Below are 21,191 nucleotides of genomic sequence, written 5' to 3' on the forward strand. Positions count from 1 at the left end.
ATCGACCGCAAACCCTACGACCCCAGCGCACACGGCGGACTTCAAATGTTGCTCAAAACAGCGGGGGGTTGACACAGGGTGTCTCATGCCGGTTGCTCCTGCGGACGGATCTCCGCGGCCAGGGTCTGCGCGGCGCGGTCGGCCGCGTCTTCGAACGGGTTGAGCACGCGGTCGATGCCGGCGCGCGCCAGCGCCAGCGCGTGCGCGTTGTCGCGCACCGCGCCGGCGATGTGGCCGCGGTAGCCGGCCGACTTCAGCGCGTGCAGCAGCGCGCGGTTGCTCTCCCACTGCGGGAACGTCGTGACGACCCAGCGCGCCTCGGCCAGCGGCAGCGACTCGAGGAAGTCGGGGTCCTCGCCGTCGCCGAAGCGCACCGGCAGGCGGTGCCGCCGCAGCTCGCGCACCGCCTCGGGGTCGAAGTCGACGCCGATCGCCTCGACGCCGGCGTCGCGCAGCTGCGCGAGCAGTCGGCTGCCGTAGCGCCCGAGGCCGAACACGATGGCCTCGACGGGCCGCTCGGGCCGCGGCTGGCGCTCCACCGCGAGTTCGCGGAACGGCCGCCGGCGCTCGAAGGGGCCCAGCCACGGCGCGAGCTTCTCGTACAGCGGCTGCGAGTACAGGATCATGTAGGTCGACACCGTGATCGTCACCAGCCCGACGAGCGTCGTCAGCCCGAGCGCCTCGACGCCGACGTGGCCGAGCGTGATGCCCATCGCGACGAAGACGATCGAGAACTCGCTGATCTGCGCCACCGTCAGCCCGGCGAGGAAGCCGGTGCGCTTGCGGTAGCCCATGTAGCCCATGATGGCCATCACGATCAGCGGGTTGCCGATCAGCACGAACAGCGACAGCACGACGGCCGGCCCGACCTCGGCGCCGAGCGTCGAGAGCTCGAGCTTGGCGCCGAGGTCGATGAAGAAGAACAGCAGCAGGAAGTCGCGCACGCCCGTCAGGCGCGCATTCATCGCCTCGCGGTACGGCGTCGAGGCGAGCGAGAACCCGGCGAGGAAGGCGCCGGCCTCCTTGCTGAAGCCGGCCCACTCGCCGAGCGCGGCCAGCGCGATGCCCCACGCGACGGCGAACACGAGCAGCAGCTCCTGCGAGCGCGCCATCGCCGAGACGACGACGGGCAGCACGTGGCGCATCAGCACGAACATCAGCGCCGCGGCCGCGGCCAAGCGCCAGCCGAGCGAGAGCAGCACGTCGAGCCACGCGGCCGGGTCGCCCTCGGTGCCGCCGGCACCGCGCAGGGCGCTCATCGTCATCATCGCGATCACGACGGCCAGGTCCTGCACGATCAGGAAGCCCACCGCGATGCGCCCGTGCAGGCTGTCGAGCTCGCGCTTGTCGCTCAGCAGCTTGACGATGATGATCGTGCTCGAGAACGTCAGCGCCACCGCGACGTACAACGCCTCCATCACGCCCTTGCCGAGCGCGAGGATCAGCACGAAGCCGAACGCGATCGTGAAGCCGAGCTGCCCGAGCCCGGTGGCCAGCGCGACCGGCCCGATGTGGCGGATGTGGTGCAGGTCGAGCTTGAGGCCGACGACGAACAGCAGCACCGCCACACCAACCTGCGCCAGCAGGTCGATCTGGTCGTGCGCGCCGACCAGCCCGAACACCGACGGCCCGACGAGGATGCCGACGACGATGTAGGCGATCAGCACCGGCTGCTTCAGGCGCACGAACACCGCGCCGGCGAGCGCGCAGATCATCAGCAGCAGGGCGAACTCGCCGAACGGTCCCTCCATGAACCGCATGGTATCGGCGGCCCGCCAGGCCGCGGCCAAGCCCCGTCACTTCGCTGCGGGATCGCCGGGGTGGTGCAGCATCTCCATCAGCGTCAGCCCGGTGAGCTGCTTGACGCCGTGCGCGAGGTAGTAGACGACGCCCAGCGTCATCGCCATCGACGGCAGCGCGATCATCGGGTAGCTCATCAGCGTCAGGCGCCCGAGTTCCTCGTTGAACGCCTCGGTGCCCGCGGGGCTGGTGACGATCCAGCGCGCGAGCAGGTAGTTCATCGCCGCCGAGAAGAAGAACGTGCCGGCCAGCAGCAGCGTGCCGTTGCGCAGCCGCGCCTCGAACGCATCGACGTTGCCACGCGCGGCCAGCTGCGCGTCGACCTTGTCGACGTCGAGCACCTGGGGGTTGTAGACCAGCATCCGGATCAGCGGCCAGCGCGTGCGCGCCGACAGCAGCACCGCCAGCCCGATCAGCCCCGGCACCGCGGCCTCCTTGACGGCGAGCCACTGCGGGTCGAGCTTGAGCAGCCCGATGCCGCCGGTCAGCAGCGTGCTGATCACGCCGAGCACCGCGATGAAGCTCAGCTTGTGCTGGCGCACGAGCCCGTACAGCCCCCAGCCGAGCGGGAACGCCAGCGCGACGAGCAGCGCCGTCGTCGTGCCGAGGTGCTGGTCGCCGCTGAACTTCATCAGGATCACGGCGGGCACGACGATCGCGACGACGACCTCGAGCAGCGGGTTGCCGTTGTCGCGCCGGCGCGGCGTGCCGGGCGACGACGGCGTGGAAGCGGGGGTGGGCGGCGAGGTCATGCCCGCGAGCTTAGCGCGCCGGGTGCGACGCCCGGCCGGCCCTGATGGCCACAATGCCGCGGTTTGGCCACCCCGATGCGCGACTTCGCCGACCTCTACGCCGAACTCGACGCGAGCACGTCGACCGCCGGCAAGCTCGCGGCGCTGCAGCGCCACTTCGAGTGCGCCGCGCCCGCCGACGCGGCGTGGGCGGCGTACTTCCTCGCCGGCGGCAAGCCGCGGCAGACGGTGCCCACCGCGCTGCTGCGCGCCACCGCGGTGCGCGAGGCCGGCATCGCCGACTGGCTGTTCGAGGAGTGCTACCAGGCAGTCGGCGACCTCGCCGAGACGATCGCGCTCGTGCTGCCGCCGCCGGTGGCCGAGAGCTCGCTCGGGCTCGCGCAATGGGTCGAGCAGCGGCTGCTGCCGCTGCGCGGCCAGCCTGCCGAGGCGCAGGCCGAGGCGCTCGCGCGGTGGTGGCGCGAGCTCGACACGCGCCAGCGCTTCCTGCTCGTCAAGCTGATCGGCGGCGGATTCCGCGTCGGCGTCAGCCGGCTGCTGGTGCAGCGCGCGCTGGCGGCGGTGGCCGGCATCGACGTCAAGCTCGTCGCGCAACGCATGATGGGCTACACCGATGCGCGCGCCACGCCGACCGCCGAACGCTACCTCGCGCTGATCGCGCGCGGCGACACGGCGCCCGCCGAGCCCGGCCAGCCGTACCCGTTCTTCCTCGCGCATGCGCTCGACCCCGGCGTGGCCGGCGACGCCGCCGCGCTGGCCGACGCGCTCGGGCCGCGCGGCGACTGGCTCGCCGAGTGGAAGTACGACGGCATCCGCGCGCAGCTCGTGCGCCGCGCCGGCGGCGTGTGGATCTGGTCGCGCGGCGAGGAGCTGGTGACCGAGCGCTTCCCCGAGGTCGTCGCGCTGGCGCAGGCGCTGCCCGACGGCACCGTGCTCGACGGCGAGATCCTCGCGTGGCGCGACGGCGCGCCGGCGCCGTTCGCGCTGCTGCAGCAGCGCATCGGGCGCAAGACGCTGACGAAGACGGTGCTCGCGCAGGCGCCGGTGCACTTCGTCGCCTACGACCTGCTCGAGGCCGACGGCATCGATTGCCGCGGCGAGCCGCAGCACGTGCGCCGCGCGCGGCTCGAGGCGACCTGCGCCGCGGCCGGCGTGAGCGTCTCGCCGCTGCTCGACGCCGACGGCTGGCCGACGCTGGCCGCGCTGCGGGCGCGCTCGCGCGAGCACGGCGTCGAGGGGCTGATGCTCAAGCGCCGCGACAGCGGCTACGGCAGCGGGCGCACGAAGGCCGAGGGGCTGTGGTGGAAGTGGAAGGTCGAGCCGATGACGGCCGACGCGGTGCTCGTCTACGCGCAGCGCGGCCACGGGCGGCGCGCCGGCGTCTACACCGACTACACGTTCGCGGTGTGGAGCCGCGCACCGGCCGACGCCGCCGAGGCGCAGGCGGTGGTCGACGCGATCGCGCAGCGCCGGGCGCCGGCCGACGGTGCGCTGCAGCTGGTGCCGTGCGCGAAGGCGTATTCGGGCTTGAGCGACGCCGAGTTCGCCGAGGTCGACCGCGTCATCCGCGCGACGACGATCGACAAGTTCGGCCCGGTGCGCAGCGTCGTGCCGAGCCTCGTGTTCGAGCTCGGCTTCGAGGGCATCCAGCGCAGCCCCCGCCACAGGAGCGGCATCGCGCTGAGGTTCCCGCGCATGCTGCGCATCCGTCGCGACAAGCCGCTGCACGAGGCCGACACGCTGCAGGCGCTTGAGGCGCTGCTGGCGGGCAGCCTCGGGTCGCGTTGACGGTCGTCAAAGCCGCACGCCCCGTGGCGATCGCCAGCGGCGCAGCCCGCGACGGGCGCCGACGCGGCGCCTTCGCGTACGATGGCCGCGCACGTTGACGAGGAGTTCCCCATGCTGGCCATCATCGGCGGCACCGGCCTGTACGACCTGCCGGGCATGACGATCGACGAGAACCTCGACGCGCCGACGCCGTTCGGCGAGCCGTCGGGGGTCGTGCAGCGCGGGCGGCTGCACGGCGTGCCGCTGCTGTTCCTCGCGCGCCACGGCAAGGGCCACAGGCTGCTGCCGCACGAGGTCAACTACCGCGCCAACGTGTTCGCGCTCAAGCGCGCCGGTGCGACGCAGATCCTCGGCTTCTCGGCGGTGGGCAGCCTCGCACAGCACATCGAGCCGGGGCACTTCGCGATGCCCGAGCAGTACTTCGACTGGACGCGCGGCACGCGCGAGCGCAGCTTCTTCGGCGGCGGCGTCGCCGCGCACGTGTCGACAGCGCACCCGGTCAGCGCGCGGCTCGTCGACGCGGTGGCGGCGGCCGCGCAGCGGCTGGGCTTGCCGCTGCACCGCGGCGTGACCTACGCCTGCGTCGAGGGCCCGCGCCTGGGCACGAAGGCCGAGAGCCTGTTCCTGCGCCAGGCCGGCTGCCACCTCGTCGGCATGACCAACGTGCCCGAGGTGTTCCTCGCGCGCGAGGCGCAGTTGGGCTACGCGACGGTGGGCATCGTGACCGACTACGACTGCTGGCTCGACGACCCGAACCAGCACGCGTCGGTGGCGGCGATCATGGAGCGCTACGGTCGCGCGCTCGACGCCGCCAAGCGCCTGCTCGACGCGTTCGTCACCGCCGGCATCCCCGAGCCCGAGCCCGAGATCCGCAGCGCGCTCGCGTCGTCGCTGCTGACCCCCGACCACGCGCTCACTGACGCGCAGCGCGCGTGGCTCGACGTGCTGCGTCGCTGACGTCTGCCGCGTTCAGTCGGCGCGCTGCGGTGCCGCGGCCGCGCCGGCCAGCAGCACGACCAGCGCGCCGTGGCCGCCGTCGGCGGCGCGCGCCTGCACGAAGGCCAGCACGGCGTCCTTCTGCACCAGCCACGCGCGCACCTTGCCCTTGAGCACCGGCGCCTTGCCGGGTGAGCCGTGACCCTTGCCGTGCACGACGCGCACGCAGCGCAGCCCGCGCTGTGTCGCGTCGCGCAGGAAGGCGGCGAGCGCCTCGCGTGCCTCGTCGCGGCGCAGGCCGTGCAGGTCGATCTGCGCCTGGATCGCCCAGCGCCCGCGGCGCAGCTTGGCCAGCACGTCGGGCGCGATGTGCGGCCGGCGAAAGCTCAGCTCGCCGTCGGTGTCGAGCAGGCGCTCGACGTCGACCTCGTCGGACCACGCCTCGCGCAGCGCGGCCCGCTCGTCGCGCTCGCGCTGTCGCGGCAGCGGCGCCGGCCGCGGGCGGTCGATCTTCGCCAGACCGCGGTCACGCAGCGGTTGCACCGGGCCGACGCTGCGCGCGAACAGCGAGCGCTCGCGCTCGACCTGCGCCGCCGCCTCGCGCTCGCGCGCCGCACGGGCCTGCGCTTCGCGCTGCTGCTCGGCGAGCGCGGTCTTCAGCGCGGCGAGGTCCTGCAGGCGGCGAACGGTCATGGCGCCGGGATTGTCCCCGGCCGCGGCGCGCCGTGCCGGCGCGGCTAGATCAGGCCGCGCTCGGCGAACGAGACGACGTCGGCCGCGCCGACGACGAAGTGGTCGAGCACGCGCACGTCGACCAGCGCGAGCGCGCCCTTGAGCGACTGCGTCAGGAACTCGTCGGCGCGCGACGGTTCGGCCACACCCGACGGGTGGTTGTGCGCGAGCACGACGGCACCGGCATTGAGCGCGAGCGCGCGCTTGACGACTTCGCGCGGGTAGACGCTGGTCTGCGACAGCGTGCCGCGAAACAGCTCCTCCATCGCGAGCAGCCGGTGCTGGTGGTCGAGGAACAGCACCGCGAACACCTCGTGCGGCAGGTGCGCGAGCTGCAGCCGCAGGTAGTCCTTGACGCGCTGCGGCGCGTCGAACACCGGGCGCTGCGCGAGCTCGGCCACCAGCGCGCGGCGCGCCAGCTCGAGCACGGCCGACAGCTCGGCGCGCTTGGCCGGTCCCAGCCCCTTGACGCGCGCCAGCTCGCGGCCGTCCGCGCGCAGCAGCCCGCCGACGCCGCCGAAGGTGGCGAGCAGCTGCTGCGCCATCTGCAGCACACCGGTGCCGGCGGTGCCGGTGCGCAGCAGCAGCGCGAGCAGCTCGGCGTCGGCCAGCGCCGGTGCGCCGCGCGCGAGCAGCTTCTCGCGCGGGCGTGCGTCGGCGGGCAAGTCCTTGATCGACAAGGGGTGCGCTCCGGGCGGGCGGTGAGGTGGCTCCTAGAATCCACTCTATGCAGCCCGCCGCCGCGACCGCCCACACCATTCGGAGGGACTCGTTCCTGACGCTGCACTACCGGCTGCGCGGGCCCGACGGCGCCGACGTCGTCAGCACCTTCGGCGGCGCGCCGGCCACGCTGTCGCTGGGCAGCGGGCAGCTCGCGCCGGCGATGGAGCAGCGCCTGCTCGGCCTGCCCGAAGGCGCGCGCGCCGCGTTCGACCTCGCGCCCGGCGAGGCCTTCGGCGAGCGTAACCCGGCGCTGCTGCAGCGCGTCAAGCTCGCGCTGCTGCACGAGCTCGGCGACCCGGACGCGACCTACGCGGTCGGCGACGTCGTGCAGTTCCCGACGCCCGACGGCAGCGGCCACTACGCCGGTGTCGTGCGCGAGGTCGGCCCCGCCGACGAAGGCTGGCTGCTGTTCGACTTCAACCACCCGCTCGCCGGCCAGCCGGTGCGGTTCGAGGTGCACGTGATCGGGGTGCTGTGATGGGCCCGTCCCGCGTCGAGGAAGTGCTGCTCGCCGAGCCGCGCGGCTTCTGCGCCGGCGTCGACCGCGCGATCGAGATCGTCGAGCGCGCGCTCGCGAAGTACGGCGCGCCGATCTACGTGCGCCACGAGATCGTGCACAACACCTACGTCGTCAACGACCTCAAGGCCAAGGGAGCGATCTTCGTCGAGGACCTGGGTGACGTGCCGCCGGGCGCGACGCTGGTGTTCTCGGCGCACGGCGTCAGCAAGGCCGTGCGCACCGAGGCCGCCGCGCGCGGCTTCAACGTGTTCGACGCGACCTGCCCGCTCGTGACCAAGGTGCACGTCGAGCTCGCGAAGCTGGCCAAGGAGGGCTACGAATTCGTGATGATCGGCCACAAGGGGCACCCCGAGGTGGAGGGCACGATGGGCCAGCTCGCCGAGGGCATCTACCTCGTCGAGGACGTCGACGACGTCGCGCGCGTGCAGCCGCGCGGCGACAAGCTCGCCGTGGTGACGCAGACGACGCTGTCGGTCGACGACGCGGCCGACATCCTCGCCGCCGTCAAGCGGCGCTTCCCGCACGTGCGCGAGCCCAAGCAGCAGGACATCTGCTACGCGACACAGAACCGGCAGGACGCGGTCAAGCTGCTCGCGCCGCAGGTCGACGTCGTGGTCGTCGTCGGCAGCCGCACGAGCAGCAACAGCAACCGGTTGCGCGAGGTCGCCGAGCGCCGTGGCACGCCGGCGTACATGGTCGACTCCGCCGACGACTTGCAGGCCGCGTGGTTCGCTGGGCGTCCCCGCGTCGGCTTGACCGCTGGCGCGTCGGCGCCCGAGGTCCTGGTGCAGCAGGTCATCGCGCGGCTGCGCGAGTTCGGTGCGGTCAGCGTGCGCACGATGGACGGCGTGCGCGAGACGGTGCGCTTCCCGCTGCCGATGGGGCTGGGCGACAAGAGCATGGCGCAGGTGCCCTCGACGCCGTCGTCCTCGCGCTGAGCGGCGCTGCACGCCCGGCGGCGACGGCGCCTGCGGGCGCCGTCGCCGTTCATGGAAAATCCCTCGCCCACGAAGGACCGCCATGCTCGACATCAACCTGCTGCGCCGCGACCTGCCGTCCGTCGTCGCGCGCCTCGAGACGCGCAAGCGCCCGCAACCGTTCCTCGACGTCGAGCGCTTTACCGCGCTCGAGGCCGAGCGCAAGCGCCTGCAGACGCACACCGAGGAACTGCAGGCCAGGCGCAATGCGCTGTCCAAGCAGATCGGCCAGCGCAAGGCCAAGGGCGAGGACACCGCGGCGCTGATGGCCGAGGTCGGCGGGCTCGGTGACGAGCTGAAGGCCTGCGCCGAGCGGCTCGACGCGCTGCAGGGCGAACTGCACGCGCTGCTGATGCAGCTGCCGAACCTGCCGCAGCCGGGCGTGCCGGTGGGCGCCGACGAGACCGGCAACGTCGAGGTGCGGCGCTGGGGCACGCCGCGCACGTTCGACTTCCCGGTGCGCGACCACGTCGACGTCGGGGCGCCGCTGGGGCTGGACTTCGACACCGCGGCCAGGCTCAGCGGGGCGCGCTTTTCGCTGCTGCGCGGGCCGGTGGCGCGGCTGCACCGCGCGCTCGCGCAGTTCATGCTCGACGTGCAGACCGGCGAGCACGGCTACACCGAGTGCTACACGCCGTACATCGTCAACCGCGAGGTGCTCGAGGGCACGGGGCAGCTGCCGAAATTCCGCGACGACATGTTCTGGGTGCTCAGGGGCGGCAGCGACGACCAGCCCGAGCAGTACCTGATCAGCACCAGCGAGATCAGCCTGACCAACACGGTGCGCGAGCAGATCCTCGACGCCGCGCAGCTGCCGATCAGGCTCACCGCGCACAGCCCGTGCTTCCGCAGCGAGGCCGGCAGCGCCGGGCGCGACACGCGCGGGATGATCCGCCAGCACCAGTTCGACAAGGTCGAGATGGTGCAGATCACGAAGCCCGAGGACAGCGACGCCGCGCTCGAGCAGATGGTCGGCCACGCCGAGGCGATCCTGCAAAAGCTCGGGCTGCCGTACCGCGTCGTGCTGCTGTGCACCGGCGACATGGGCTTCGCGAGCGCGAAGACCTACGACCTCGAGGTGTGGCTGCCGGCGCAGCACACGTACCGCGAGATCAGCTCGTGCAGCAACTGCGAGGCGTTCCAGGCGCGGCGCATGCAGGCGCGCTTCCGCAACGCGCAGGGCAAGCCCGAGCTCGTGCACACGCTCAACGGCTCCGGGCTGGCGGTCGGGCGTGCGCTGGTCGCTGTGCTCGAGAACTACCAGCAGGCCGACGGCAGCGTCGTCGTGCCCGAGGCGCTGCGCCCCTACATGGGCGGGCTCGACGTGCTGCGTCCGCGAGCGGCGTGACGGCCGACGTCGCGGCACTGGCCGACGCCGTGCTGGCCGCGCACGACGGCGCGCGCCCGATGCCGCTGCCGAGCGTGCAGTGCCCTGATCTGACGCTGCACGATGCCTATGCCGTGGCCGATGCCCTGCGCCGGCGCCGCAGCGCGCGCGGCGAGCGCGTGGTCGGCTGGAAGATCGGCTTCACGAACCGCACGATCTGGGACCGCTACGGCGTGCACGCGCCGATCTGGGGCCCGGTGTGGGACACGACGCTGACACTGCTCGACGGCACCGCCGCAACGCTGTCGCTCGCCGGTCTCGTGCAGCCGAGGCTCGAGCCCGAGATCGTGTTCGGCTTCGCGCGCAGCCCCGAGCCGGGGATGGACGAGGCGGCGCTCGTCGGCTGCCTCGAGTGGGTCGCGCATGGTGTCGAGGTCGTGCACACGCACTGCGAGGGCTGGCGCTTCACCGCCGCCGACACGGTGGCCGACGGCGCACTGCACGGGCGGCTGCTCGTCGGCCCGCGCGTGCCGGTCGTGGCGTGGCCGCGGCTGGGCGAGGACCTCGCAGCGACGACGATGACGCTGGCCTGCGACGGCCGCGTCGTCGACCGCGGCGTCGGCGCGAACGTGCTGGGCGGCCCGCTGGCGGCACTGCGGCTGTGGCTGGCCGCGATGGCGCGCGACACGCCGGGCTGGCGCGTCGAGCCCGGCCACGTCGTGACCACCGGCACGCTGACCGACGCGTGGCCGCCCGCGCCCGGCCAGCGCTGGACGACGCAGCCCGGCGACGCGCGCCTGGCCGGCCTCGACCTCGCGATCGCGCCGTAGCGCTCGGCTAGAATGCGCGGCCTTCCCGCCGACCCCGGGATGCCGAATGCAGGAAAGGTGGCAGAGTGGTCGAATGCGCCGGACTCGAAATCCGGTATACGGGTTTCCCGTATCGAGGGTTCGAATCCCTCCCTTTCCGCCAGATCGCCGCGGTGTTCGCGGCAAACGAAAAGGCCCGCGTCGTGCGGGCCTTGGCGTGCGTGACTTGAGCGCGGCTCAGCGCAGGCCGGCGCAGTTCGCGTAGAAGGTCGTCGTCGCCGGCCAGTCCGAGAAGATGCCGAGGATGCCGACCTCGCGCGCCAGCACGTCGAGCACCTGCATCATGTCGCCTTCGCGCTGGATCGCGCTGTCGAAGGTCTGGTAGTAGAAGCCGTTGTTGCCATCGGCGAGGATGCCCGAGCGCTCGATCGTCCACGTGATGATGTCCAGCCCGGCCATCTTCGCGTTGCGCGCATAGGTCGACGGCACGATGCGCCCCGTTGCGTCGGTCGTCAGCAGCGCGAAGATCGGCGGCGCGACGATGCGGATGCCCTGGGCGCGGTAGCGCTGCAGGTCCTGCAGCGTCGGCAGGTCGGCGGGTGTGCTTGCGTCGTCGAGGTAGACGGCCTGGCGGCCATACGCCGGCTCGTGATTCACCCAGTACAGCACGTCGGGCTGGTGGAACGACTGCGGCCACACGTGGCGCGGCGGCACGCCGGCGGCCTTGTACTCGTCGATCAGCTTCTGCGCGTAGGCCTCCTGCGTGAAGCCGTCGAAGGGCATCGGCACGACCGGGTACTTCAGCTCGGGCGTCATCTTGACGCCCACGCGCTTGAACAGCTCGATGCTCTCCTTGTGCGACAGCAGCGTGCCGCTGGTCGGCCCCGCGTAGAGGTCGGTGCGCCAGTTCGCAGTGCCGCCGAGGTACTCCTGCGGCGTGCGCGCGCGCGGGTTGAAGGCGTCCATCTTGCCGCGCAGCGTCTTGAACTCGGCCAGCGTGATGTCGCTCGTGCGGCACTCGGCGCTGGCCGGCGTCACGAGGTTGCCGGCGGCGTCGAACGTCGCCGGCGTGAACGGCTTGGTGCACTTGGCCGCCAGCGGCGTCACGAGGATGTTGGTCGTCGTGTGCAGGTCGTTCTGCGCATGACGGCACACCAGCTCCTTGTCCTTCGTGAACGTGACGTCGCACTCGACGATGCCGGCGCCCATGCGTGCGGCGGCGACGTAGGACTCGAGCGTGTGCTCGGGGAACTGCATCGCCGCGCCGCGGTGGCCGATCGAGAAGTCGCGCGGCGTGAACGCGCCGCGCTTGGCGCAGCGCTTCAGCTCGCGCTTGAGCGGGCCGTCGCGCATGTCGTCGACGAGGAAGAACGGCCGCGGGCCGAGCTGCACCGGCGGCGACGACCTGTCGTCGCCGCCGCGCGCGTGCGCGCTCGGGGCAGTCAGCAGCGCGGCGGCGGTCGCCGCCGCGGCGAGGCAGGCAATGAACGGATGCATCGGAAGGTCCTCCTGGGTGGCGCGGCGCGGGTGCACCGCTCGCGCAAAGGTAGGCACGCGGCGTGTCGGTGGCTTGACGCGCGTGTGACCGATGGACGATGCGAGCGCCGGCGCTCAGGCCTCGACGAGGTGGCGCTGGCCGGCGCCGGGCAGCGTGCGCAGCACGCGGCCCGTGTATGCGTCGTAGACCTTGCTCTTGACCGTGCTGACGAACCGCCACTCGGCGCGGCACTCCTCGGCCGTGGCGGTCACGAGCATGAAGCCGCCGTCCTTCGTGTTCGCGTAGACGAGCGGGCCGATGATCTGCTGCAGCCCGGCGGCCACCGCGAGCGGGTTCTCGGCCGGGAAATACGCCTCGAGCCCGGGCGAGCTGACCGCGGGGGTCGCGAACTCGACGCCGATCGGATGGCCGGCCGCGTCGAGCAGGTTGCTGGCCCACGCGTTGTGCGTGTCGCCGGCCAGCACGACGAGGTTCTTGTCGTTCGCGCGCGCCAGACCGAGCACCGCCTCGCGCGCGGCTGCGTAACCGTCCCACGCGTCGAGGTTGTAGGGGATCGCCGGCTGCGCCAGGATCGCGAGCTCCTGCGGGGTGAGCGTCTGCGGCGCGGTCTGTGCCTTGGCGAGCAGCGCCGCGTATGCGCCGAAGCCGATCTGCCCGAGCACGAGCGGCGCCGGCACGTCCATGCGGCCCATCAGCACCTGCTGACCGAGCACCGTCCAGCGTGCGCGCGTCGCCGCCAGCCGCCGCGCCAGCCACTCGGTCTGCTGCGCGCCGAGCAGCTGCCGGGCCGGGTCGCTCAGATCGGCGGCGAAGCGCGCGGCATCGAACCCCGTGGCGCCGAGGTAGCTCGCGTACGACAGCGGGCGGTCGCGGCCGACCAGGCGCGTGTCGAGCATGTGCAGGTCGACGAGCCGGCCGAACGTGAACGAGCGGTACAGGCGGTCGGGGCGTGTCGGGTCGGGCAGGCGCGTCGGCATCCACTCGTGGTACGCGCGCAGTGCGGCGGCCTTGCGCGCCGCGAACGGCCCCTCGCGGGTCGGGTCGTGGTTCTCGGCGCCTTCGCGCCACGTGTCGTTGGCGATCTCGTGGTCGTCCCACACCGCGATGAAGGGCACCCGGGCGTGCAGCGCCTGCAGGTCGGGGTCGCTGCGATACTGCGCGTAGCGGCGCCGGTAGTCGGACAGCGTCAGCAGCTCGACCGCGGGCTGCGACAGGCGGCCCAGCGCCGCCGCGTCCTGCGAGGCGTAGCCGTCGCGCCCGTACTCGTAGATGTAGTCGCCCAGATGGACGGCGGTGTCGAGGTCGTCGATCTTCGCGGCCTCGGCGTAGGCGTGGAAGTAGCCCGCAGGGTAGTTCGAGCACGAGAACACGGCCAGCCGCACCTGCGTCGCGTGCCACGCCGGCAGCGTGCGCGTGCGGCCGACGGCCTGGCGGCCCAGCGCGCTGAAGCGGTAGTGCAGCGTGCGCCCGGCCGGCAGGCGGTCGACGTCGACCTTGACCGTCCAATCGGCGTCGGCGTGGGCGAACGCGACGCCCTGGCGCACGACCTGGCGGAAACCGGGGTCGAGCGCGACGTCCCAGCGCACCGGATGCAGCGGCGCGCGGCGTGGGGCGATGCGCGTCCACAGCACGACACGGTCGGCGAGCGGGTCGCCGCTGGCCACGCCGTGCGTGAACACCGGGTCGGCGGGACCGTGCGCGAAGGCACGCACGGCCGCAGGCGCCATCAGCGCGCTGGCCGACAGGCCCCACAAGACATGGCGACGGTTCGGGTGGCGGGGTGCAGTCATCGTGGCGGGGCGTCGTCGAACACGGTGCGCACGCTAGTGGCGTGCGATGACAGCGCCGCGACAGTGCGGCGGGCCACGGCCACCGTGGCGCGGGCACAATCGTTCGCATGGGCTTCTTGCGGGCATCGGCTCTTGTCGCCGCGATGGCGCTGACGGGCGGCTGTGCGTCGAGCCCGCCCGTCACGCTCGGCGGCGACGACCCGGCGCACTACGGCCACTGGCGCTGCGATGCGATGCACGACGAGGTCGACCGCGTGCAGCAGCGCGCCGTCGATCTCGCGCTGGCCGCCGACCTGCGCGCCGGCTACGGCGCCGTCGCGCTCGGCCAGGGCATCGAGGTGTTCTGGCCCGCGCTGCGCGCGATGCGTCCCGACGGCCCCGACGCCGTGGAGCTCGTGCGGCTCGAGCGCCGGCACCTGGCACTGCGCGAGGCACTCGCGCAGCGCGGCTGCGGCCCGCTGCGGCACGCGACCGCGGCCCAGCTCGCGCCGATGCTGCCGCTCGCGCCTGGCGAGCGCCTGGTCTACGAGGAGCGCACCGCGGCGCGCCGCACGGCCGGCGAGCTGGCGCTGACGCTGGAGGTCGTGCGCCGCGGCCAGCTCGAGTTCAGCGCCTCCCTCGACGGTCGTGCGCTGCCGGGCGCGTGGGTGCAGGACATGGCCGGCAACCTGCGCGGCGCGCCGGCGACTGCGCGCGGCGACGCCGCGCCGTGGGCGTACTGGACGCAGCTGCTCGAACGCTCGCCGCGGCTCGGCGACGTCGTCACGGGCGAACTGCGCCACAGTGGCGGCGGCCGCGCGCGCGTGCGCGGCCAGGTCATCGCGCAGGGTGTGCACACCGGGTTCGGGCGGCCGTTCGACTTCGCGGCGATCGAGCTGTTCGGCGACGTGCTCGGCGCGCCGGCGGGCACGCGCGTCGACGGCGTCCTCGTCGTCGATCGCGGCAGCGGCGTGCTGCTGCGGCTCGAACTGCGCAGCCCCGACCCCGGTTTCGACCTGCGGCGCACGCTGCTGCGCATCGAGGGCGGCGGCTGAGCCGCGCGCCGCGTTTACGCATCTTTACCGGCGCCACATCGCGCCGACACGGGCGCGGCGCAACCTAACAGCCTGTCACCATCCCTTGCAGGAGCGTCACCGATGACCCCGATCCCCCGCATCTCCTCGTTCGACCGCGCGAGCGTCTCGCGTCGCGCCCGCTGGGCGCTGGCCGCCGTGCCGCTCGTGGCTGCGCTGCTCGGCGCCGCCGTGCTGCCGGCGCACGCGCACGGCAGCATGGGTCCGCACGGCCGCCACGACGGTGCCGTCGCCGGCCCGATGGGGCTGCCGCTGGCTGGCCGCGGGCTCGAGCGCATGCTCGACCGCGTCGACGCGAGCGCCGAGCAGCGCGCGCAGATCCGCGCCATCGTCGACGCCGCGCGCAAGGACCTCGCGCCGCTGCGCGAGCAGCAGCGCGCGCTGCGCGAGCAGGCGCTGGCGCTGTTCGCGCAGCCCAACGTCGACGCCAACGCCATCGAGGCGCAGCGTCAGCAGCTGCTGCGCCAGCACGACGAGGTCACGCGCCGCACGACGCAGGCGATGGTCGACGTCGCGCGCGTGCTGACGCCGCAGCAGCGCGCGACGCTGGCCGAGCACGCGCGGCAGCGCCGCGAGATGATGCAGCGCCACTGGCAGGAGCGTCAGCGCCTCGACGCGCCGCGCGGCTCGTGACGCTGCACCCGCAGCGGCGCGGGTATGCTGCGCCGCTGCCCTGCCTGCTGCTGCGATGAGCGCCGCGCGACTGCTGCTGATCGACGACGACGCCCGGCTGGCGGCGATGGTCGGCGACTACCTGCGCGCGGCCGGCTATGCCGTCGACACCGCCGGCACGCTGGCCGCCGGGCGCGAGCGCCTGCGCCACGGCGGCTACGACGCGCTCGTCCTCGACCTGATGCTGCCCGACGGCGACGGGCTCGATCTCACGCGCGAGCTGCGCGCCGATCCGGCGACGCGCCGGCTGCCGCTGCTGATGCTCACCGCGCGCGGCGAGCCGATGGACCGCATCGTCGGCCTCGAGATCGGCGCCGACGACTACCTGCCCAAGCCGTTCGAGCCGCGCGAGCTGCTCGCGCGCGTCAAGGCGCTGCTGCGGCGCGCGAGCCCCGAACCCGCAGCCGAGGTGCTGCGCTTCGGCCGGCTCGAGATCGACCTCGACCAGCGCCGCGCGCGCCTGGACGGACGCGACTGCGAGCTGACCGCGCACCAGTTCGACCTGCTCGTCGTGCTCGCGCGCAGCGCCGGGCGCGTGCTCACGCGCGACCAGATCATGGACGCGCTCAAGGGCCACCCGGCCGACGCGTTCGACCGCTCGATCGACGTGCACGTCTCGCGCATCCGCGCCGCGATCGAGGACGACCCCAAGCGTCCGCGGCGCGTGCTGACGGTGCGCGGCAGCGGGTATCTCTTCGCGCGCCGGCAGGACGAGTGAGAGCGCGCGCGTGAAGTCGCTGTACCTGCGCGTGTGGCTCACCGTCGTCGCGGTGCTGGCGCTGTTCGCGCTCGGCTCGGGCTGGATGTTCCAGCGCCAGATCGAGCGCGAGCGCGTGCGCTTCGAGTCGATCGCCTCGGAGCGCGCCGCGGCCTGGGGTGACCTGATCCAGCGCTCGCTGCCCGGCGCCGACGCGCCGGCGGCCGAGCAGGCGCGCGCGCTGCTCGAGTGGGCCGAGCGGCTGCGCCTGCCGCTCGCGCTCGACGACGCACAGGGGCGGCGCATCGCCACCTCGCCGCTGTTCGCCGAGCGTGAGGCCGACCATGAGGCCGATCGCCCGCCGCCGCGTCGCATTGCGGTGCGCCTCGACGACGGACGCACGCTGTGGCTGCTGCGCCGCGCGCGGGCGCCGCGTCCCGAGTGGGCCGAGCGCGGCGGCCCGGCCGACGGCGCGCCGCCGCCGCGCAGCGCGCGCGCGCCGTGGTTCGCGCCGCCGCCGTGGGCGCAGGGCACCGGCGTGCTGCTCGTGCTCGCGCTGCTGTTCGTCGCCGTTGCCGCGGGTGCCTATCCGGTCGTGCGCCGTCTCACGCGCCGGCTCGAGGCGCTCAAGCACGGCGTCGAGCAGTTCGGCGCCGGCGCGCTCGGCCAGCGCGTCGACGACTCGGGGCGCGACGAAGTCGCCGCGGTGGCGGCCAGCTTCAACCGCGCAGCCGAGCGCATCGAGGCGCTGGTGCGCGCGAACCAGTCGCTGCTGGCCAACGCGAGCCACGAGCTGCGCTCGCCGCTGGCGCGGCTGAAGATGGCGCTGGCGATGCTCGACGGCGCCGACGGCGAGCGCCGCGAGCACCTCAAGCGCGAGATCGACACCGACATCGCCGAGCTCGACGCGCTCGTCGAGGAGGTGCTGCTGGCCAGCCGCCTCGACGCGCGCTCGCTCGACGTCGCGCGCGAGCCGGTGGAGCTGCGTGCGCTCGTGCTCGAGGAGGCCGCACGCACCGGCGCCGACGTCGGCGACGGCGTGCCGGCGTGCACCGTGCGCGGGGACGAGCGGCTGCTGCGCCGCGCGCTGCGCAACCTGCTCGAGAACGCGCGCCGCTACGGCGGCGGCGATGCGACCGTGACCTGGCACGTGCGCGGCGACACCGTCGAGGTCGCCGTCAGCGACCGCGGCCCCGGCGTGCCCGAGGCCTACCGCGAGCGCATCTTCGAGCCGTTCTTCCGCCTGCCCGGCCACGCCGAGCGCGAAGGCGGCGTCGGCCTGGGGCTGAGCCTGGTGCGGCAGATCGCGCAGGCACACGGCGGCAGCGTGCGCTGCGAGCCACGCGCGGGAGGCGGCAGCACCTTCGTGCTGAGCCTGCCCACCGGCACCTGAACGGTTGCGGCAGCGTTCAGCGCGCCGCGCGCTGGCGGCGCAGCACCGCCGCCAGCAGCGCGCCGAGCGCCAGCGCCGCCAGCGCGAGCCCGAGCGTCGCCGACGCCCAGTAGCCGCTCGCGCCGCGCAGCGCGGCCGGCGCGAGCTGCGGCCACGCGAACACCAGCGCCCAGCCGCCGCCGAGGCCGACGCCCCAGATCGCCGTCACGTAGAACGCCAGCGGCAGCGCGGCGATGCGCCACGCGCGCAGCACGAACGCCGCGACGACCTGCGCCGCGTCGGCGACGTGGAACAGCGCGGCCCACGCGAGCAGCGGCAGCGCCGCCGCGGCGACGGCCACGTCGCTGGTGTAGATGCCGACGATGCCCTCGCGCGCGGCGAACACCGCGCTGCCGAGCAGCGCCGCGAGCGCGACGCCGATCTGCAGCCCGTGCCAGCCGAGGCGGCGCGCGTCGGCGAGGTCGCCGGCGCCGATGCGCTGCGCGACCAGCGTGCTGCTCGCGTTGGCGATCGCCAGCGGCATCATGAACAGCAGCGCCATCAGGTTGGCCGCGATCTGGTGCCCGGCCACCGGCGTCGTGCCCAGCCGCGAGATGAACAGCGCCATGAACGCGAATCCGGTGACTTCGACCAGCGTCGCGAGCCCGATCGGCACGCCCAGGCGCAGCAGCGCACCGATCGCCGCGCGGCTGGGCGGGTGCAGCCCGCGGCCCCACAGCGCGAACGGGGCGTACGTGCGGTCGCGCCGCAGCACGACGAACGCGACGGCCACCTGCGCCCACATCGCGATCGCGGTCGCGAGGCCGCAGCCGACGACGCCGAGCGCCGGCAGCGGCCCGGCGCCGAAGACGAGCGCCGCCGACAGCGGCACCTTCAGCGCCAGGCCGCCGAGCTGCAGCGCCATCACCGCCTTCGGACGCGAGATCGCGATGTGGAAGGCGCGGTACGCGGCGAACAGCAGCGCCGCCGGCAGCGCGGCGGCCAGCGCGAGCGTGTAGCCGTGCACGCGCGCGGCGACCTCGGGCGGCGCCTGCGCGAGCGCGAGGAACGGCTGCGGGAACGCGAGTACCGCGCCGCCGAGCACCGACGCGGCGAGCGCGACCCACACCGCCTGGTGCAGCTGCTCGCCGGCTTCGGCCAGCCGCCGTGCACCGTACAGCTGCCCGGTGATCGGCCCGATGCCGAGCACGATGCCCATCAGCCCGATGAACACCGTGATGTATGCCGCCGCGCCGACCGCGAGCGCCGCGAGCTCGACCGGTGCGCCCTGCGCGGCCGCGAAGCGCGCGACGAGCACGGTGTCGACGGTCGAGAACGCGAGCACCGCGAGCTGGCCGACGAACACCGGCCACGCGAGCGGCAGCAGGCGCCGCGCGCTCGCGGCCAGCCCGCGGCCGCCGGCGGCGACGGCCGTCAACGCCGGCTCCGGCGCGCCTGCTCGGCCACGGCCGCGTCGAGTGCGGCGGCGTCGGGATGGTCGGCGCCGTCGGCCACGCGCGCTCGCTCGGCATAGCGGTTGAAGCGCCACGCGCTGGCCTCGAGCGTGATGCGCCGCCACACGGCGCGCTTCTCGGCCGGCGTGTAGACGGTCCAGTGCTGCACCTCGTCGAACGTGCGCCCGCAGCCCTTGCAGACGTCGTCGCCCTGGCTGGTCGAGCAGATCGCGATGCACGGCGCGTCGGGCGTCGTCGCGTACCACGCGAGCCAGGCGGCCTTGGCCGCCGCGGGCATCGTGTCCTCGTCGCACTCGCTCTCGCGGTAGTACACCATCAGCGCGTAGACCTCGGCCAGCGCGCGCACCTCGGCGCACGCGGTGATGCCGTCGACGCTTGGCGAGCGCTCGCGCCACCAGTTGATGGCGCGCTCGATGTCGGTGATGTGGATGCCGGCCATGGGGCGCTGCTCGCGAGGGGGCGCAAGGATAGCGCCGGTGCCTCCGGCGTGCCGGCCAGGCCCGGCTCAGGCGAGCGCGGGTGCTTCCAGCGCGCGCGCGAGCGCCGGCGCCTGCGCGCCGAACGCGTACACGTCCATGCCCAGCGCGCCGTAGGTCACGCTGGCGTGCAGCCGCTGCGGCGCGTGCTCGCGCCCGCCGGCGCCCGCGGCGCCGAACCACGGCAGCAGGTGCTCGTCGCTCGGGTGCATCAGCGCGGCGTGCGGCGCCTGGCGGCGGTAGTCGAACAGCGCGTCCCAGTCGCGCGCGGCGCTGCGCTGCGCGAACCAGTCGCGAAACGCCGCGCTCTCGGCGCGCTCGGGCTGGTCGACCGGCCCGCGGCCGGTGAAGCTCGCCAGCAGGCGCAGATTGTGCGTGATGCTGCCGGTGCCGAGCACGAGCACGCCCTCGGCGGCCAGCGGCGCCAGCGCCTGCCCGAGCGCGAACTGCGCGGCAGGCGGGTCGCTCGGCACCCACGCCAGCGGCAGCACCGCGACGTCGGCGTCGGGATACATGAAGCGCAGCGGCACCCAGATGCCGTGGTCCAGGCCACCGTCGTCGACCGCGTGGGCCCGGATTCCCGCGCCGTCCAGCAGCGCCTGCACGCGCGGCGCGAGCGCCGGCGCGCCGGGGGCGTCGTAGCGCAGTCGGTACAGCGCGTCGGGGAAGCCGCCGAAGTCGTGCACCGTGGGGTGGCGCGCGGCGGCCAGCAGCACCGGCTCGCGCGTCAGCGAGTGCGCCGACAGCGCGACGACCGCGCGCGGGCGGCCGAACGTGGCGTCGATGGCCTGACCGAGCCGCTGCCAGAACGCGCCGGCCGCGCCGGGGTCGAGCGCCGTCATCGGCGAGCCGTGCGAGACGAACAGCGGGGGCAGGGGCTGGTCCATGACGCCATTGAAGCACCGGCGGCGCCGGCGCGGGTTGGACGGCTTCGCACGCCGCGTTCAGCGCCGGTGCACGCGCGCGACGACAATGCGCGCCCCGACCGCCGCAGCGAAGCCCGCGCCCGATGATCACCGACCCTTGGTTCTACGCCGTCGCCGTGCCGGCGGTGCTGCTGATGGGGCTGGGCAAGAGCGGATTCCTCGGCGGTTTCGGCGCGCTGGCCACGCCGCTGATGGCGCTCGCGGTGCCGGTGCCGCAGGCCGCGGCGATCATGCTGCCGCTGCTGCTCGCGATGGACGCTACCGGCCTGCAGCAGCTGTGGCGCGAGCGCGACCGCGCGCTGATCGCGCACCTGCTGCCCGCGGGGCTGCTGGGCACCGTCGTCGGCACCGTCGTCTTCGGGCTGCTGCCGGCCAAGACGGTGGCGGCCATCGTCGGTGCGCTGACGCTGCTGTTCCTCGTGCAGCGGCTCGTCTTCCCGCCGCGCGCCGACCGCCCGCGGCCGCCGCGCTGGGTCGGCTGGCTGGCGGCGACGGCGTCGGGGTTCACGAGCTTCGTCGCGCACGCTGGCAGCCCGCCGATCTCGGCCTACGTGCTGCCGCTGCGGCTGAACCCGGTCGTGTTCAGCGCGACGATGGCGGTGTTCTTCGCCGCGATCAACCTGTCGAAGTGGATCCCGTACGCGTGGCTGGGCCTGATCGACCTGCGCAACATGACGACGTCGCTCGTGCTGCTGCCGCTGGCGCCGGTGGGCGTGTGGCTGGGCGTGTGGGCGCTGCGGCGCATCGACTCGACCTGGTTCTACCGCATCGCCTACGGCGGCATGGCGCTGACGGGTGTCAAGCTGCTGTGGGACGGGTTGAAATGAGCCTCCCCCGAAGCGCCTTCG

At 73.8% G+C, this 21,191-nt stretch carries 20 protein-coding genes and 1 tRNA gene; 12 read left to right on the forward strand and 9 right to left on the reverse strand.

Annotated elements, in window-relative coordinates; all coding sequences use genetic code 11:
- Positions 1-83: 83 nt before the first annotated feature.
- Both MOJ79_RS04740 and MOJ79_RS04745 read right to left on the reverse strand, forming a co-directional pair.
- The gene (locus tag MOJ79_RS04740; protein WP_241923086.1) at positions 84-1,751 is read right to left on the reverse strand and encodes a cation:proton antiporter; all 1,668 of its coding nucleotides are present in this window, start codon (positions 1,749-1,751) and stop codon (positions 84-86) included.
- Between the two features lie 45 nt (positions 1,752-1,796).
- Complete coding sequence (locus MOJ79_RS04745) at positions 1,797-2,552, reverse strand: VC0807 family protein (protein WP_241923087.1); 756 nt, start codon at positions 2,550-2,552, stop codon at positions 1,797-1,799.
- Positions 2,553-2,627: 75 nt separating this feature from the next.
- Between MOJ79_RS04745 and MOJ79_RS04750 the strand changes: the two genes are divergently transcribed.
- Positions 2,628-4,340, forward strand: coding sequence for an ATP-dependent DNA ligase (locus MOJ79_RS04750; RefSeq protein ID WP_241923088.1), 1,713 nt, complete (start codon positions 2,628-2,630; stop codon positions 4,338-4,340).
- A 111-nt stretch (positions 4,341-4,451) separates the two neighbouring features.
- The gene (locus tag MOJ79_RS04755; RefSeq protein ID WP_241923089.1) at positions 4,452-5,297 is read left to right on the forward strand and encodes an MTAP family purine nucleoside phosphorylase; all 846 of its coding nucleotides are present in this window, start codon (positions 4,452-4,454) and stop codon (positions 5,295-5,297) included.
- 12 nt (positions 5,298-5,309) lie between these two features.
- Here the strand turns inward: MOJ79_RS04755 and MOJ79_RS04760 are convergent, their stop codons facing one another.
- Both MOJ79_RS04760 and radC read right to left on the reverse strand, forming a co-directional pair.
- Positions 5,310-5,969, reverse strand: a complete 660-nt coding sequence (locus MOJ79_RS04760; RefSeq protein WP_241923090.1) for a Smr/MutS family protein — start codon at positions 5,967-5,969, stop codon at positions 5,310-5,312.
- A gap of 44 nt (positions 5,970-6,013) precedes the next feature.
- A complete protein-coding gene (gene radC, locus MOJ79_RS04765; RefSeq protein WP_241923091.1) occupies positions 6,014-6,688 on the reverse strand; it encodes a RadC family protein in 675 nt (224 codons plus the stop codon).
- Positions 6,689-6,735: 47 nt separating this feature from the next.
- Between radC and MOJ79_RS04770 the strand changes: the two genes are divergently transcribed.
- From MOJ79_RS04770 to MOJ79_RS04790, 5 genes are all read left to right on the forward strand, one after another.
- Complete coding sequence (locus tag MOJ79_RS04770; protein ID WP_241923092.1) at positions 6,736-7,209, forward strand: FKBP-type peptidyl-prolyl cis-trans isomerase; 474 nt, start codon at positions 6,736-6,738, stop codon at positions 7,207-7,209.
- On the forward strand, positions 7,209-8,189 hold the full coding sequence (gene ispH / locus MOJ79_RS04775) for a 4-hydroxy-3-methylbut-2-enyl diphosphate reductase (protein ID WP_241923093.1): 981 nt from the start codon (positions 7,209-7,211) through the stop codon (positions 8,187-8,189). The genes MOJ79_RS04770 and ispH overlap by 1 nt, the downstream gene beginning before the upstream one ends.
- 82 nt (positions 8,190-8,271) lie before the next feature.
- Positions 8,272-9,576: a serine--tRNA ligase gene (gene serS / locus MOJ79_RS04780; protein ID WP_241923094.1), complete on the forward strand. Its 1,305-nt coding sequence runs from the start codon at positions 8,272-8,274 to the stop codon at positions 9,574-9,576.
- Positions 9,573-10,385 carry a 2-keto-4-pentenoate hydratase gene (locus tag MOJ79_RS04785; RefSeq protein WP_241923095.1) on the forward strand — a complete coding sequence of 271 codons (813 nt, stop codon included), beginning with the start codon at positions 9,573-9,575 and terminating at the stop codon, positions 10,383-10,385. Before serS ends, MOJ79_RS04785 begins: the two co-directional genes overlap by 4 nt.
- Before the next feature lie 51 nt (positions 10,386-10,436).
- A tRNA-Ser gene (locus MOJ79_RS04790) sits at positions 10,437-10,527 on the forward strand.
- 74 nt (positions 10,528-10,601) lie between these two features.
- Here MOJ79_RS04790 and MOJ79_RS04795 read toward each other — a convergent pair.
- A complete protein-coding gene (locus tag MOJ79_RS04795) occupies positions 10,602-11,861 on the reverse strand; it encodes a glycerophosphodiester phosphodiesterase family protein (protein WP_241923096.1) in 1,260 nt (419 codons plus the stop codon).
- Between the two features lie 114 nt (positions 11,862-11,975).
- Positions 11,976-13,652: an alkaline phosphatase D family protein gene (locus MOJ79_RS04800; RefSeq protein ID WP_241923097.1), complete on the reverse strand. Its 1,677-nt coding sequence runs from the start codon at positions 13,650-13,652 to the stop codon at positions 11,976-11,978.
- A gap of 107 nt (positions 13,653-13,759) precedes the next feature.
- Between MOJ79_RS04800 and MOJ79_RS04805 the strand changes: the two genes are divergently transcribed.
- The 4 genes from MOJ79_RS04805 (at position 13,760) to MOJ79_RS04820 (ending at position 17,487) form a co-directional block, all read left to right on the forward strand.
- Entirely contained in the window at positions 13,760-14,686 is a 927-nt protein-coding gene (locus MOJ79_RS04805) for a hypothetical protein (protein WP_241923098.1), read from the forward strand.
- 102 nt (positions 14,687-14,788) lie between these two features.
- Positions 14,789-15,358, forward strand: coding sequence for a Spy/CpxP family protein refolding chaperone (locus tag MOJ79_RS04810; RefSeq protein WP_241923099.1), 570 nt, complete (start codon positions 14,789-14,791; stop codon positions 15,356-15,358).
- Between the two features lie 55 nt (positions 15,359-15,413).
- Positions 15,414-16,115 carry a response regulator transcription factor gene (locus MOJ79_RS04815; protein WP_241923100.1) on the forward strand — a complete coding sequence of 234 codons (702 nt, stop codon included), beginning with the start codon at positions 15,414-15,416 and terminating at the stop codon, positions 16,113-16,115.
- A 10-nt stretch (positions 16,116-16,125) separates the two neighbouring features.
- Positions 16,126-17,487: a sensor histidine kinase gene (locus tag MOJ79_RS04820; protein WP_241923101.1), complete on the forward strand. Its 1,362-nt coding sequence runs from the start codon at positions 16,126-16,128 to the stop codon at positions 17,485-17,487.
- Positions 17,488-17,503: 16 nt separating this feature from the next.
- On the opposite strand, the gene MOJ79_RS04825 is transcribed toward MOJ79_RS04820, so the two are convergent.
- From MOJ79_RS04825 to MOJ79_RS04835, 3 genes are all read right to left on the reverse strand, one after another.
- On the reverse strand, positions 17,504-18,904 hold the full coding sequence (locus MOJ79_RS04825; RefSeq protein WP_241923102.1) for an MATE family efflux transporter: 1,401 nt from the start codon (positions 18,902-18,904) through the stop codon (positions 17,504-17,506).
- Positions 18,901-19,380, reverse strand: coding sequence for a DUF3717 domain-containing protein (locus tag MOJ79_RS04830; protein WP_119287940.1), 480 nt, complete (start codon positions 19,378-19,380; stop codon positions 18,901-18,903). Before MOJ79_RS04830 ends, MOJ79_RS04825 begins: the two co-directional genes overlap by 4 nt.
- 66 nt (positions 19,381-19,446) lie before the next feature.
- On the reverse strand, positions 19,447-20,304 hold the full coding sequence (locus tag MOJ79_RS04835) for a dioxygenase family protein (protein WP_241923103.1): 858 nt from the start codon (positions 20,302-20,304) through the stop codon (positions 19,447-19,449).
- Positions 20,305-20,426: 122 nt separating this feature from the next.
- Between MOJ79_RS04835 and MOJ79_RS04840 the strand changes: the two genes are divergently transcribed.
- Positions 20,427-21,170, forward strand: coding sequence for a sulfite exporter TauE/SafE family protein (locus tag MOJ79_RS04840; protein WP_241923104.1), 744 nt, complete (start codon positions 20,427-20,429; stop codon positions 21,168-21,170).
- The last annotated feature ends 21 nt before the right edge of the window (positions 21,171-21,191 follow it).

The sequence above is a fragment of the Calidifontimicrobium sp. SYSU G02091 genome (assembly GCF_022631395.1).
Classification (GTDB): domain Bacteria; phylum Pseudomonadota; class Gammaproteobacteria; order Burkholderiales; family Burkholderiaceae_C; genus Calidifontimicrobium; species Calidifontimicrobium sediminis.

Bases quoted from the DNA above. Each gene is read 5' to 3' on its own strand.
- MOJ79_RS04740 (WP_241923086.1), bottom strand. From the start codon at position 1,751: ATGGAGGGACCGTTCGGCGAGTTCGCCCTGCTGCTGATGATCTGCGCG.
- MOJ79_RS04745 (WP_241923087.1), bottom strand. From the start codon at position 2,552: ATGACCTCGCCGCCCACCCCCGCTTCCACGCCGTCGTCGCCCGGCACG.
- MOJ79_RS04750 (WP_241923088.1), top strand. From the start codon at position 2,628: ATGCGCGACTTCGCCGACCTCTACGCCGAACTCGACGCGAGCACGTCG.
- MOJ79_RS04755 (WP_241923089.1), top strand. From the start codon at position 4,452: ATGCTGGCCATCATCGGCGGCACCGGCCTGTACGACCTGCCGGGCATG.
- MOJ79_RS04760 (WP_241923090.1), bottom strand. From the start codon at position 5,969: ATGACCGTTCGCCGCCTGCAGGACCTCGCCGCGCTGAAGACCGCGCTC.
- MOJ79_RS04770 (WP_241923092.1), top strand. From the start codon at position 6,736: ATGCAGCCCGCCGCCGCGACCGCCCACACCATTCGGAGGGACTCGTTC.
- ispH (WP_241923093.1), top strand. From the start codon at position 7,209: ATGGGCCCGTCCCGCGTCGAGGAAGTGCTGCTCGCCGAGCCGCGCGGC.
- serS (WP_241923094.1), top strand. From the start codon at position 8,272: ATGCTCGACATCAACCTGCTGCGCCGCGACCTGCCGTCCGTCGTCGCG.
- MOJ79_RS04795 (WP_241923096.1), bottom strand. From the start codon at position 11,861: ATGCATCCGTTCATTGCCTGCCTCGCCGCGGCGGCGACCGCCGCCGCG.
- MOJ79_RS04800 (WP_241923097.1), bottom strand. From the start codon at position 13,652: ATGACTGCACCCCGCCACCCGAACCGTCGCCATGTCTTGTGGGGCCTG.
- MOJ79_RS04805 (WP_241923098.1), top strand. From the start codon at position 13,760: ATGGGCTTCTTGCGGGCATCGGCTCTTGTCGCCGCGATGGCGCTGACG.
- MOJ79_RS04810 (WP_241923099.1), top strand. From the start codon at position 14,789: ATGACCCCGATCCCCCGCATCTCCTCGTTCGACCGCGCGAGCGTCTCG.
- MOJ79_RS04815 (WP_241923100.1), top strand. From the start codon at position 15,414: ATGAGCGCCGCGCGACTGCTGCTGATCGACGACGACGCCCGGCTGGCG.
- MOJ79_RS04830 (WP_119287940.1), bottom strand. From the start codon at position 19,380: ATGGCCGGCATCCACATCACCGACATCGAGCGCGCCATCAACTGGTGG.
- MOJ79_RS04835 (WP_241923103.1), bottom strand. From the start codon at position 20,304: ATGGACCAGCCCCTGCCCCCGCTGTTCGTCTCGCACGGCTCGCCGATG.
- MOJ79_RS04840 (WP_241923104.1), top strand. From the start codon at position 20,427: ATGATCACCGACCCTTGGTTCTACGCCGTCGCCGTGCCGGCGGTGCTG.